This window comes from Streptomyces sp. NBC_00568, assembly GCF_026341855.1.
In the GTDB taxonomy this organism is placed as follows: Bacteria; Actinomycetota; Actinomycetes; order Streptomycetales; family Streptomycetaceae; genus Streptomyces.
The window spans coordinates 1099863-1113360 of record NZ_JAPENW010000001.1 but is presented as its reverse complement, the minus strand read 5'-3'; the positions used below and the strand labels follow the sequence as shown (position 1 = coordinate 1113360).

The 13498-nt window shown below is 70.3% G+C and carries 8 protein-coding genes; 4 read left to right on the top strand and 4 right to left on the bottom strand.

The window, feature by feature from the left end; genetic code table 11:
* Nucleotides 1-22: 22 nt before the first annotated feature.
* The 4 genes from OOK38_RS04640 to OOK38_RS04625 form a co-directional block, all read right to left on the bottom strand.
* Entirely contained in the window at nt 23-1090 is a 1068-nt protein-coding gene (locus tag OOK38_RS04640) for an ABC transporter permease (RefSeq protein WP_266763342.1), read from the bottom strand.
* Nucleotides 1091-1167: 77 nt separating this feature from the next.
* Nucleotides 1168-3012, bottom strand: coding sequence for an ABC transporter substrate-binding protein (locus tag OOK38_RS04635; RefSeq protein WP_266763343.1), 1845 nt, complete (start codon nt 3010-3012; stop codon nt 1168-1170).
* A gap of 337 nt (nt 3013-3349) precedes the next feature.
* Nucleotides 3350-7159, bottom strand: a complete 3810-nt coding sequence (locus OOK38_RS04630) for an SCO5717 family growth-regulating ATPase (protein WP_266848131.1) — start codon at nt 7157-7159, stop codon at nt 3350-3352.
* A gap of 734 nt (nt 7160-7893) precedes the next feature.
* A complete protein-coding gene (locus tag OOK38_RS04625; protein WP_266763345.1) occupies nt 7894-8190 on the bottom strand; it encodes a DUF397 domain-containing protein in 297 nt (98 codons plus the stop codon).
* Between the two features lie 264 nt (nt 8191-8454).
* Here OOK38_RS04625 and rpsO point away from each other — a divergent pair, with 264 nt between their 5' ends.
* The 4 genes from rpsO (at nt 8455) to dapB (ending at nt 13478) form a co-directional block, all read left to right on the top strand.
* Nucleotides 8455-8745 carry a 30S ribosomal protein S15 gene (rpsO, locus tag OOK38_RS04620; RefSeq protein WP_081219736.1) on the top strand — a complete coding sequence of 97 codons (291 nt, stop codon included), beginning with the start codon at nt 8455-8457 and terminating at the stop codon, nt 8743-8745.
* A 362-nt stretch (nt 8746-9107) separates the two neighbouring features.
* Nucleotides 9108-11324 (top strand): polyribonucleotide nucleotidyltransferase, encoded by a 2217-nt coding sequence (locus tag OOK38_RS04615; RefSeq protein ID WP_266763346.1) that lies wholly within the window; start codon nt 9108-9110, stop codon nt 11322-11324.
* Entirely contained in the window at nt 11321-12700 is a 1380-nt protein-coding gene (locus OOK38_RS04610; RefSeq protein WP_266763347.1) for a pitrilysin family protein, read from the top strand. Before OOK38_RS04615 ends, OOK38_RS04610 begins: the two co-directional genes overlap by 4 nt.
* Nucleotides 12701-12725: 25 nt before the next feature.
* Nucleotides 12726-13478: a 4-hydroxy-tetrahydrodipicolinate reductase gene (dapB, locus tag OOK38_RS04605; RefSeq protein ID WP_266763348.1), complete on the top strand. Its 753-nt coding sequence runs from the start codon at nt 12726-12728 to the stop codon at nt 13476-13478.
* Nucleotides 13479-13498 lie beyond the last annotated feature (20 nt).

Below are 13498 nucleotides of genomic sequence, written 5' to 3'. Positions count from 1 at the left end.
GGCCCGTCCGGCTCGGTCGTGGTCATCGGCCCACCCGTGGGTCCAGCAGCGGATAGATCAGGTCGGCCAGCGTGTTCATCACGATCACCGCTGCCGCGAAGACGAAGAACAGCCCCTGCACCAGCGGCAGATCGGGCACGCTCAGCGCCTGGTAGAAGAGCCCGCCGAGGCCGGGCCAGGAGAAGACGGTCTCCACGAGGATCACGCCCGCGACCGTCCGGCCGAGGTTGATGAAGATCAGGGTGACGGTGGGCAGCAGCGCGTTGGGCACGGCGTGCCGACGGCGTACGAGGTCGTCCCGCAGCCCCTTCGCCCGGGCCGTGGTCAGATAGTCGCTGCCCATCTCGTCGAGCAGCGCCGAGCGCGTCACCAGCAGGGTCTGCCCGTACTCGACGGCGACCAGCGTCACCACCGGCAGGACCAGATGGTGGGCGACATCGAGGACGTACGCGAAGCCCTCCTCGCCCCCCGATTCCATGCCGCCGGTCGGGAAGAGACCGGGGATCGGGCCCATGCCCACCGAGAAGACGATGATGAGCAGCAGCCCCAGCCAGAAGGACGGGATCGAGTAGAGGGTCAGCGCCAGACCGGTGTTGATGCGGTCGCTCTTCCCGCCGTTGCGCCACGCGGAGCGGGTGCCGATGAAGATGCCGAGCGCGGTGTAGAGGACGAACGCCGTCCCGGTGAGCAGGAGGGTGTTCGGCAGCGCCTCGGTGATCTTGTCGATGACGGGGGCGCGGAACTGGTAGGAGGTGCCGAGATCGCCGGTGAGCGCCTTGCCGCAGTAGTCGGTGAACTGCTCCCACATGGGCAGATCGAGACCGAACTCCTTGCGGTAGTTGGCCAGTTGTTCGGCGGACACCTGGCGGCCGCCGGTCATGTACTTGACCGGGTCGCCGGGGATGAGCCGGAAGAGGAAGAAGCTGGTGACGAGGACGGCGAGCAGGGAGACGGCCGCGCCGCCCAACTTGCCCGCCACGTACCGCGGGTAGGCGGTCCGGGTGCGCGCCTTCGTCCCGCGGACCGACGGCCCGGCCGCTGCCGGACCGCCGGTCGCCTCGACCAGCGAGGGTGTTGCCTCAGCGGTCATGAACTACTCATTCGCTCGTACGTTCATCGGGACCCCGCGGGTCTTCGTGCGGGGTGCCCTCGGGTGCGGTGCGCGCGCTACTCACGGTCCTCGGCCGTCGAGCGGCGGCGCAGCGCGAAGAACGCACCGGCCCCCACGAGGACGACGACGCCCGCGACGATGCCGATGATGACGCCCGTCGAGTCCGAACCGTCGGAGGACGCACCGGAGGAGCCCGCCGGAACCGCCGACCACCAGCTCCAGTAACCGTCCTGGCCGTAGATGTTGCCCGCGGCCTTGGGCATCGTCTCGATCGACTTGATCTGATCGGTGCGATAGGCCTCGACCGCGTTCGGGTACGCCATGACGTTCATGTACCCGGTGTCGTACAGCCGCGACTCCATCTGCTTGACGAGGTCGGTCCGCTTGGTGGTGTCGTACTCGGCGAGCTGCTGGTCGTACAGCGCGTCGTACTTCTTGTCGCAGATGAAGTTGTCCGTCGCGCCCGTGTCCTTGGCAGTGGCGGGCAGCGCGCCGCAGGTGTGGATCGACAGGACGAAGTCGGGGTCCGGGTTGACGGACCAGCCGTCGAAGGCGAGGTCGTACTTGCCGGCCAGCCAGGGGTCGGTCACGTTGTCCAGGCAGTTGAGCGTGACCCCGATGCCCAGCTTCCCGAACCACTCCTTCACGTACTGCCCGACCGCCTTGTCGTTCGGGTCGGTCGCGTGGCAAAGGATCCGGTAGTTGATGGGCTTGCCGTTCTTCTCGACGCGCTTGCCGTCGCCGTTCTTCTTGTAGCCCGCCTGGTCGAGGAGTTTCGCCGCCTTCGCCGGGTCGTAGGCCATCGCCTGGCTCGCCGACGGCTTCCAGAAGTACGTCGAGAAGCGCGGCGGGATGTAGCCCTCGCCCGCGACGGCGTGACCCTGGAAGACCTTGTCGATCAGCGTCTGCCGGTCGATCGAGAGGAACAGCGCCTGGCGGACCTTCTGGTTGAGCAGGGACTCGGCGCCGTCACCGAAGCGCTTGCCGTCCTTGGCCTGGGCGCCGGGGTTGGTGGCCAGGGCGTAGAAGCGGCGCCCCGGGGCGTCGTTGACCTTGATGTTCCGCTCGGACTCGAGCGCGGCCGACTGCGCCGGAGTCAGACCGGAGACGAAGGACACCTCGCCCTTCTGCAGCGCCGCGACGGCCGCGTCCCCGTCCTTGTAGTACTTGAACACCAGCTCGTCGAACTTGGGCGCCCCGCGCCAGAAGCTCTTGTTGGGCTTCAGGCGTACGTAGCTGTCGGCCTTGTAGTCCGTCAGGACGAACGGTCCGTTGCCGACGATCGGGAAGCTCTTGTCGTTGTTGAACTTGGAGAAGTCACCGACCTTCTCCCAGACGTGCTTCGGCACGATCGGCACATCGAGCGCGGCCATCGTGGCCTGCGGCTTCTTCAGCTCGATCACCAGCCGGGTGGCGCTGGGAGCGGTGACCTTCCTGAAGTTGGCGACGAAGCTGCCGTTGGCGGTGGCCGCGCCGTCGTCGGTCATCATCTTGTTGAACGTCCACGCCGCGTCCTCGGCGGTGGCCCGCTGTCCGTCCGACCACGCGGAGTTGGAGCGGATCGTGTACGTCCAGGTCAGCTTGTCCGCGGACGGCTCCCACTTGGTGGCGAGGCCCGGGATCGCGTGGTTGTCCGCCGGGTCGTAGTTGGTCAGGTACTCGTACATGAGCCGGTGGATGCTCGTACTGACGAGCCGCGACGCCAGGAAGGGGCTCAGCGAGTCGACGCTCTGCGCGACCGCGACCGTGAGGACCTTCTTGCTCTCCTTGGCCTGGGCCTGCTGCGGCGCCGGATTGAGGGGGGTCGCGAGACCGGCGGAGAGGGTGAGGGCGGCGACCCCTGCGGCGGCGATGAGCCGGGGGCGCAGCAGGCCTCTGTGGTGCTGATCTTGTGTGTTCATGGGTCGGTGACCTCGCGTCATCGCTTGCACAGAGATGGCTGGTTGAACGACGTGATCGGGCTGGCGCCGACGGGTTGATGTGTGTGTCTACCAGCGCTCGTCTGCGCGAGTCAACGGCGCATGAACCCCATGTGGCCTGCGGAAATAACGAGTTGACGCGAATTTTTCGCTCATTGGTTCAGACCGGTGAAGCACCCCAGGTGACGGCCTGACGGCTTCTGACGTCCCTGGACACGCGCTGGTGCCGTCCCCGGAAACGCGAAGGCCCGCACCGTCGGTGAACGGTGCGGGCCTTCGCGGGAATCGGTCCCCTCGATGGGGCCGATCGGGTTACCGGCTACTGCCGAGGGGGTGCCGGAGGCGGCGGGGTCTGCCCCTGGTCCGGCTGGTAGGGCTGACCCGGCTGCGGGTACGCCTGCCCGGGCGCCGGATAGCCCTGCCCCGGCCCCTGCGGATAGGGCTGCCCGGGCTGCTGCGGATAGGGCTGCCCCGGCTGGGCGTACGGCTGTCCGGGCTGCGGCTGCTGCGGAGCCTGCCCCGGCGCGGGGTGCCCCGGTGCTGGCTGCCCCGGAACCTGCTGTCCAGGCACCTGCTGTCCGGGAACGTACTGTCCGGGCACGTACTGGCCCGGCATCGGCGGCGCGGCCACCGGCGGCGGGTTGCCGTCGTTCGTCCACAGCCCGAGCGACTGCTGGTGCCGCGCGATGTCCTCGGCGACCATCGCGGAGAGGTTGAAGTACGCCTCCCGCACCTTGGGCCGCATCATGTCGAGGTCGACCTCGGCACCCGCGGAGAGGTGCTCGTCGAACGGCACGACCACGACACCCCGGCAGCGCGTCTCGAAGTGGCTGACGATGTCGTCCACCTTGATCATCTTGCCGGTCTCGCGCACGCCGGAGATGACGGTGATCGACCGCGAGACGAGGTCCGCGTAGCCGTGCGCCGACAGCCAGTCCAGTGTCGTACTGGCGCTGCTCGCCCCGTCCACCGACGGCGTCGAGATGATGATGAGCTGGTCGGCGAGGTCGAGCACCCCGCGCATCGCGCTGTACAGCAGACCCGTACCGGAGTCGGTCAGGATGATCGGGTACTGCTTGCCCAGGACGTCGATCGCGCGCCGGTAGTCCTCGTCGTTGAAGGCCGTGGACACGGCCGGGTCGACGTCGTTGGCGATGATCTCCAGCCCGGAGGGCGCCTGGGAGGTGAACCGCCGGATGTCCATGTACGAGTTGATGTACGGGATCGCCTGCACGAGGTCACGAATGGTGGCGCCGGTCTCGCGACGCACCCGGCGGCCGAGCGTGCCCGCGTCCGGGTTGGCGTCGATGGCGAGGATCTTGTCCTGCCGTTCGGTGGCGAGCGTGGAGCCGAGCGCGGTGGTCGTGGTCGTCTTGCCGACACCGCCCTTGAGGCTGATGACGGCGATCCGGTAGCAGGAGAGCACCGGAGTCCGGATCAGCTCCAACTTCCGCTGCCGCTCGGCCTCTTCCTTCTTCCCGCCCAGCTTGAAACGCGACGACGCGGCGGCCGGACGACCGCTCTTGACCTTCTGCTTCTTGTTGTTGAGCAGCCGGTCGGAAGAGAGCTCCACCGCCGCGGTGTACCCGAGCGGGGCCGCACCGGGATTCACGGGCTGCCGCTGATCGTGCCGCACGGGCTGCGGCCAGGCGGTGCCGGTCCGCGGGTCGACGGGCGCCGTGGGCTGCTGCTGTACGGACTCCGGGCCCGGCTGGTGCGGAGGCTGCGGCTGGGCCGGCGCCGGGGGCTGCGGCTGCGGCTGCGGCTGCGCGAGGTCGTAACCGGGCTGCGGGGCAGGCGAGTCGGCCGCCGGCTGCGGGAATCCGTAGCCCTGCTGCGGGACGGGAGCGGGAGCCGGTGCGTGCGGCGGCACGGCGTTCGGCGCGGGCGCGGGGGGCTGCGGGAACCCGTAACCGGGAGCCTGTGAGGCGCCCGGGTAGGGCGGTCGCTGGTCCTGGGGCGCGGCGTCCTGCTGCGGGAATCCGTAGCCCGGGGCGGGGGCGGGCGCAGCAGGCGGCTGCTGATCCGGGGCGGGGGCATTCTGCTGCGGGAACCCGTACCCCGAGGCCTGGGCGGGCGGGGCCTCCTGGGCGGGGGAGGGCGCGCCGGGCCGCGGGAAGCCGTAGCTGCCCTGCGGGGCGGAGGCCGGGTCCGGAGTGCCGGGCTGGGGGAACCCGTAGTGCCCCTGCTGCGGCGGATTCGGTACGGGCGCCTCGGCGACCGGGGCAGGCGGTACCGAGGGCTGAGCCTGCGGCGGATTCGGTACGGGGCTCTCGGCCGCGACGAGCTGCACGGGTACGGGCCCCTGCGGCGAACCCGCGGGGACGGGCGCGCCCGGGGAGGGCCAGGCCGACGGCACGGGCTGCGGCGCGGGCGGCTGGAAGGGCTGGCCGGGCGCGGGTGTCTGTGCGGCGGTCGGCTGGAAGGGCTGACCCGGTGCCGGTGCGGCGGTCGGCTGGAAGGGCTGACCCGGTGCCGGTGCGGCGGGGGGCTGGAAAGGCTGACCCGGCGCCGGCGCGGTGGGGGCCTGCTGCGGCACCGGTGCCTGGTGCGGCACCTGGCTCTGCGCGGCCGGTGCGGGCTCCGTGGAGGCGGGCCACTGCGGGGCCGGTGCGGGCGCCGCGGGCTGGTAGGCGGGCGGCAAGGGCGGCAGCCCACCCTGCGGCAGCGGCGGCGGAGCCCAGGCGGGGGGTGTGTCCTGCACGCCCCCAGGCTCATCGGACCGGACCGCGGGCACCGCGTCCTGGGGCTCGCCGTCCTCGGGGACGGCGTCCTGCGGTTCCCCGACGAGGGATTCTCCCCGCACCGGCACCGCGTCCTGGACGGCGTCCTGCGATCCGAGCTCTCCGGCCTCGTGGGTCGCAGGGTCCGTGCCGGCCTCGTCGTCCGTGGAACGCGGCCCCACGGCATCGGCGACCTCGGCCTCGGCGGAGGCGCCGATCGGTTCTCCGGCGGACTCGGCACCCGGGGACGCGACCACGGCGTCGGCCACCGCGGCGCGGTCCGCCACCTGTGCGTCGGGCACGCCCGCCCGCTGGGAGGAGGCGGCCTCCAGCGACTGGTAGGCGAGCACGGGATCAATGACGGGCTCGGGCGCGGCCACCGGCTCCGGGACGGTCACGGGCGCGGCGACGGGCTGATGCTGGACCTCGGCACCGGGCTGAACCTCGGGATCGAGCTCGCCCACGGCTTCAGGCGCGCTCGGGGCCTCGGCCTCGGCCTCGGCCTCTGTCTCGTCCTGGACGTCCGTCGCGCCGTCGGCGCCACTGTCCCCGCCCTCGCCACCAGACTCGGCGCCGCCCTCGGCCTCGGACACGGCCTCCGCCGCGCCCTCGGTCTCCGAGACAGCCTGGGCCGCCGGGCCCTCGTTGTCCGAGCCGGTGGCTGTGTCGGCCGCAGGCGCATCCGTCGGCACATCCGAGGGCTCGTCCGAGAGCGCATCCGCAGACGCGGGCCCGGTGTCCTCGGAGGCCGACCGTTCCGCGATCTCACGCTTCAGGGCGACAGCGGAGAACCGCATGGTCGCGCCGCTCTCCAGGTCCCCGTTCCAGGAATCCGGTTCGTCGGAAGGGGTGTTGGACGGGGTGAGCGAGGCGGCGTCCGGCACAGCGGACTCGGTGACCGGCGCCGGGGGAGCGGGTGGCGTCCACTGCGTCTGGAATCCGCCCGCGGGAAGGCCGGGCAGAGCGGTCGGGCCACCGAAGTCCGCGACAGGCGCCACGGCCGGAGCCTGCGGCTGCGCGACGGGGGACTGGGCGACGGGCGGCCGGACAGCCTCGGGGCCGCCGACGGGCTCCGCGCCGACCGCGGTAGCCGCCGGAGCGTCCGAGGCCGACGAACCGTCCGAAGCCGCCGGGTTGTCCGAAGTCGCCGGGTTGTCCGAAGTCGTCGAGGCACCCGAAGCCGCCGAGTCCGCCGAGCCTTCCGGGTTCCCCGAATCGCTCGATGTCCGCGAGCCGCCCGTGTCCCCCGAATCCCCGGAACCACCCGAGGCGTTCTGCGTGTACCAGGCGGGCGGCGCGTAGTCGATGGTGAACTCGCCCGTCGTCTCGACGGCGGACTCGGCGTCGGACTGGTCATCGCCGGGCGTGGCCCAGCCCCCGCGGTTCCCGTCCCGATCGCTGTTCACAATTCCTCCTGGTGTGGTCGAGCACCCTCAAGCCGTGCCGGGGCGACCGTCTGCTTGTCGTCCATGGACGTCCTTGGACGACCGAGGCCGCCCGAAGTCCGTGCGAGGTTGTCCGAATTGACCCGGCTCCCCCTGGAACACGAGCCACCCGTCCACGGGTTCTGGCGTCGCGCCCGGTCCCAGCCTAATCACCATGACTGTCCGTGGGGCAGGCCTGTCCACCCACCCGCGACCGCCCGCTACGTCACACCCTGCCCAGAAGTGGCGTACGCACGCTCATCATTGACCCTCAAAGCGGACAAACAACGGCAACTGGAGAGCCACTTGTCTCCCGTGACCGAGCGACTCACGGGGCAGAGGCCGTGAGGCGGACAGGGGCCGGCAGGTGCGGACAGGGAAAGCGGAACGAGAAGGCGGAACGAGAAGGTGGAACAAGAAGGCGGACAGAGACAAGGAGACAAAGGGGCCGGCGCGGAGAACATCTCCGCGCCGGCCCCACAGTTCCCGCGTTCCGCCCGGCTCACGACGTCCGTCGGCCCGGCCGCCCGCGACGCCTGCCGACCCGCGACGTCCGGTCGGCCCGTCGGCCCGCGATGTCAGCCCACTCACGATGCCCGGTCGGCGTCCGTGCGGCCGCGAGGCCCGGTCGGCGCCTGCCCACCGGCGACGCCCGGTCGCGTCCGTACACCCACGTGCCCGGTCGGCCGGTGACCCCCGGCCGCCCCGACGCCTCGCTACTCCGTCGGCAGACCGCCCACCGGGGGCGCGGGCTCCAGGTCGAACTCCCCGTCCCGGGCACCCAGCACGAAGGCCCGCCATTCCGCCTCCGTGTACCGGAGGACCGTCCCGGGGTCGAGCGACGACCGCATGGCCACCGCACCCTCGGGCAGATAGGCGATCTCGACCCGCTCCTCGTGCTCCTCCGTGCCCGGTGCGCTCTGCCATGCGACGTCCGAGATGTCGAGGGCGTAGAGCTCGTCCTTCTCCCGCTCCTTGCGCGCCTTGACGTCCTTCTCCGCTTCCTCGGCCATGTTCCGCCGGCCCCTTCCCCACGTACGAATGACCTCTGCCGTCACCCTAGTGGCCTGGTCCGCGCCGTCCGGGAAGGTTCGGAGACCCGGACAGACGCGTCCGGCCAGGCTGGTACCCTGTGTAACGGCCGTTTGTGTACGCACCCCCGGAGCGCCGCTCTGGAGGCCGCGCCCAGCGGATCCCCGCCTCCCGAGTAACGGAAGCTCCCCTGAGAATTCGACCAGGGGCACTCGGTGGCAGACACGAGACTACAAGGAGTAAGCGTGCCGCTCGACGCCGCTACGAAGAAGCAGCTCATCAGCGAGTTCGGTCAGAAGGAGGGCGACACCGGCTCCCCCGAGGTCCAGGTCGCCATGCTCTCGCGCCGGATCTCGGACCTGACCGAGCACCTCAAGACCCACAAGCACGACCACCACTCCCGCCGTGGTCTTCTGATCCTGGTCGGCCAGCGTCGCCGCCTGCTTCAGTACCTGGCCAAGAAGGACATCCAGCGCTTCCGTGCGCTGGTCGACCGCCTGGGCATCCGCCGTGGTGCGGCCGGCGGCGCCAAGTAAGACGCCGTGAAGGGAGCGGTTCCCACTTCTTGGGAGCCGCTCCTTTTGCTGTATGTGCTGCCGCACGTGCTCTCTACGTGCGGAGTGTCACCGACGCTTTGTAGTGTGGTAGCACAACGCAATACGCAGGAAACAGCACGTAGGAACACAGCGTGATGGTGCCGTACCCGCCGGGTAGGGCATCTCACGACAACGAACGAGGAGAAGCGCGCCTCGCCGCCGCCGGTCCTCGGTAGTGGCCCCCGGGCGAAAGAGCCCCGGGTGCTTCGATCGAAGACCGGCCCGCACCAGAAGGAGCGCTTCTCCGCCACCGTCCCCCTGCCACACGGGCAGGACGGGACGAAGACGAGGAGAAAACGCTAGTGGAGAACGAGACCCACTACGCCGAGGCCGTTATCGACAACGGTTCCTTCGGCACCCGCACCATCCGCTTCGAGACGGGCAGGCTGGCCAGGCAGGCCGCCGGCTCCGCCGTCGCGTACCTGGACGACGACACCATGGTGCTGTCGGCCACCACCGCTTCCAAGAAGCCCAAGGACCAGCTCGACTTCTTCCCCCTGACGGTGGACGTCGAGGAGCGGATGTACGCCGCCGGCAAGATCCCCGGCAGCTTCTTCCGCCGTGAGGGCCGTCCCTCCGAGGACGCGATCCTCACCTGTCGCCTGATCGACCGCCCGCTGCGTCCGTCCTTCAAGAAGGGCCTTCGCAACGAGATCCAGGTCGTCGCGACGATCATGGCCCTCAACCCCGACCACCTGTACGACGTCGTGGCGATCAACGCCGCGTCCGCGTCCACGCAGCTGGCCGGTCTGCCCTTCTCCGGCCCGGTCGGCGGCGTCCGCGTCGCGCTGATCAACGGCCAGTGGGTCGCGTTCCCGACGCACACCGAGCTCGAGGACGCCGTCTTCGACATGGTCGTGGCCGGTCGCGTCCTGGAGGACGGCGACGTCGCGATCATGATGGTCGAGGCCGAGGCCACCGAGAAGACGATCACGCTGGTCCAGGGTGGCGCCGAGGCGCCGACCGAGGAGGTCGTGGCCGCCGGCCTCGACGCCGCGAAGCCCTTCATCAAGGTCCTGTGCAAGGCGCAGTCGGACCTCGCCGCCAAGGCCGCCAAGCCGACCGGCGAGTTCCCGATCTTCCTGGACTACCAGGACGACGTCTTCGAGGCCCTCACCGCCGCGGTCAAGAGCGAGCTCGCCCAGGCGCTCACCATCGCCGGCAAGCAGGACCGCGAGGCCGAGCTGGACCGCGTCAAGGAGATCGCCGCCGAGAAGCTGCTCCCGCAGTTCGAGGGTCGCGAGAAGGAGATCTCCGCCGCGTACCGCTCGCTGACCAAGAAGCTGGTCCGCGAGCGCGTCATCAAGGACAAGGTCCGCATCGACGGCCGCGGCGTCACGGACATCCGTACGCTGGCCGCCGAGGTCGAGGCCATCCCGCGCGTGCACGGCTCGGCGCTGTTCGAGCGTGGCGAGACCCAGATCCTGGGCGTCACCACCCTGAACATGCTCCGTATGGAGCAGCAGCTGGACACCCTCTCCCCGGTGACCCGCAAGCGCTACATGCACAACTACAACTTCCCGCCGTACTCCGTCGGCGAGACGGGCCGCGTCGGCTCCCCGAAGCGCCGCGAGATCGGCCACGGCGCGCTCGCCGAGCGCGCGATCGTGCCGGTCCTGCCGACCCGCGAGGAGTTCCCCTACGCGATCCGTCAGGTGTCCGAGGCCCTCGGCTCCAACGGCTCGACGTCCATGGGCTCGGTCTGCGCCTCGACCATGTCGCTGCTCAACGCCGGTGTGCCGCTGAAGGCCGCCGTCGCGGGTATCGCCATGGGCCTGATCTCCCAGGAGATCGACGGCCAGACGCACTACGTCGCCCTCACCGACATCCTCGGTGCGGAGGACGCCTTCGGTGACATGGACTTCAAGGTCGCCGGCACCAAGGAGTTCGTGACCGCCCTCCAGCTCGACACCAAGCTGGACGGCATCCCCGCCTCCGTCCTGGCCGCGGCCCTCAAGCAGGCCCGCGACGCCCGCCTCCACATCCTCGACGTGATGATGGAAGCGATCGACACGCCGGACGAGATGTCCCCGAACGCCCCGCGGATCATCACCGTCAAGATCCCCGTGGACAAGATCGGTGAGGTCATCGGCCCCAAGGGCAAGATGATCAACCAGATCCAGGAGGACACCGGCGCCGACATCACGATCGAGGACGACGGCACCATCTACATCGGTGCCCAGCAGGGCTCGCAGGCCGAGGCCGCGCGCGCCACGATCAACGCGATCGCCAACCCGACCATGCCGGAGGTCGGCGAGCGCTACCTGGGCACCGTCGTGAAGACGACGACCTTCGGTGCGTTCGTGTCGCTGCTCCCGGGCAAGGACGGTCTGCTGCACATCTCGCAGATCCGTAAGCTCGCCGGTGGCAAGCGCGTGGAGAACGTCGAGGACGTCGTCGGCGTGGGCTCCAAGGTCCAGGTCGAGATCGCCGAGATCGACTCCCGCGGCAAGCTCTCCCTGATCCCCGTGATCGAGGGCGAAGGCGACGATGAGAAGAAGGACGACACCGACCAGTGACGTCGAGTAGCTCCACGACGACGGCCCGCACCTCTTCGGAGGCGCGGGCCGTCGCCCGTACCCAAACCCTCATCAAGGGTGCGAACGGCATCGGTACGGTCCGCAAGACCACCCTGCCCGGCGGCCTGCGCATCGTCACCGAGACGCTCCCCTCCGTGCGCTCCGCCACGTTCGGCATCTGGGCGCACGTGGGCTCCCGCGACGAGACGCCGACCCTGAACGGCGCCACGCACTACCTGGAGCACCTGCTCTTCAAGGGCACGAACCGCAGGTCCGCCCTGGACATCTCCTCGGCGATCGACGCGGTCGGCGGCGAGATGAACGCGTTCACGGCCAAGGAGTACACGTGCTACTACGCGCGCGTGCTCGACACCGACCTGCCGCTGGCCATCGACGTCGTCTGCGACATGCTGACCGGCTCGCTCATCCTCGAGGACGACGTCAACGTCGAGCGCGGCGCGATCCTCGAAGAGATCGCGATGACCGAGGACGACCCGGGCGACTGCGTGCACGACCTGTTCGCGCACACCATGCTCGGCGACACCCCCCTCGGCCGCCCGGTCCTCGGCACGGTCAACACGGTCAACGCCCTCACCGCGGACCGCATCCGCCGCTTCTACAAGAAGCACTACGACCCGACGCACCTCGTCGTGGCCTGCGCGGGCAACGTCGACCACAACAAGGTCGTACGCCAGGTCCGCGCCGCCTTCGAGAAGGCCGGCGCCTTCAAGAACGCCGAGGCGGCCCCCATCGCCCCGCGCGACGGCCGGCGCAGCATCCGTACCGCGGGCCGCGTCGAACTGCTCGGCCGCAAGACCGAGCAGGCCCATGTCGTCCTCGGCATGCCGGGCCTGGCCCGCACCGACGACCGCCGCTGGGCCCTCGGCGTCCTGAACACCGCCCTCGGCGGAGGCATGTCCTCGCGCCTGTTCCAGGAGGTCCGCGAGAAGCGCGGTCTGGCCTACAGCGTGTACTCGTACACCTCGGGCTTCGCCGACTGCGGCCTCTTCGGCGTCTACGCGGGCTGCCGCCCGAGCCAGGTCCACGACGTCCTCAAGCTCTGCCGCGACGAACTGGACCAGGTCGCCGAGCACGGCCTCTCGGACGACGAGATCGGCCGCGCCATCGGCCAGCTCCAGGGCTCCACGGTCCTCGGCCTGGAGGACACCGGCGCGCTGATGAACCGGATCGGCAAGAGTGAGCTGTGCTGGGGCGAGCAGATGTCGGTCGACGACATGCTGGCCCGGATAGCGTCGGTCACCCCGGACGAGGTCCGTTCGGTCGCCCGGGACGTCCTCGGACAGCGGCCCTCGCTGGCGGTCATCGGCCCGGTCAAGGACAAGCAGGCGTCCCGACTGCACGACGCGGTCGCGTAAATCCCCCTCGGTAAGGAACGAAGCAATGAGCAAGCTGCGCGTGGCGGTCCTCGGTGCCAAGGGCCGGATCGGAGCCGAGGCGGTACGAGCCGTCGAGGCCGCCGAGGACATGGAGCTGGTGGCCGCGCTGGGCCGCGGCGACAAGCTGGAGACGCTGGTCGACGCGGGGGCGCAGGTCGTCGTCGAGCTGACCACGCCCGCCTCGGTGATGGGCAACCTCGACTTCTGCGTCCGGCACGGCATCCACGCCGTGGTCGGTACGACCGGCTGGACCGAGGAGCGCCTCGCGCAGCTCGGCACCTCGCTGGCAGCCTCCCCGGAGACGGGCGTGCTCATCGCGCCCAACTTCTCCATCGGGGCCGTGCTGACGATGAAGTTCGCCGAGGTCGCCGCGCCGTACTTCGAGTCCGTCGAGGTCGTCGAGCTGCACCACCCGAACAAGGTGGACGCACCCAGCGGCACCGCCACGCGCACCGCTCAGCTCATCGCGGCGGCCCGGGAGCGCGCGGGCAGCGCTCCGCAGCCCGACGCCACGGTGACCGCCCTGGACGGCGCCCGCGGCGCCGACGTGGACGGCGTGCCCGTGCACGCGGTCCGCCTGCGCGGCCTCCTCGCCCACCAGGAGGTCCTGCTCGGCGGCGAGGGCGAGACCCTGACGATCCGCCACGACTCCCTCCACCACAGCAGCTTCATGCCGGGCATCCTGCTCGGCGCCCGCCGCGTGGTGACCACCCCGGGCCTCACCTTCGGCCTGGAACACTTCCTGGACCTCGGCTGAGCCGGGGGACGTACAAGAGT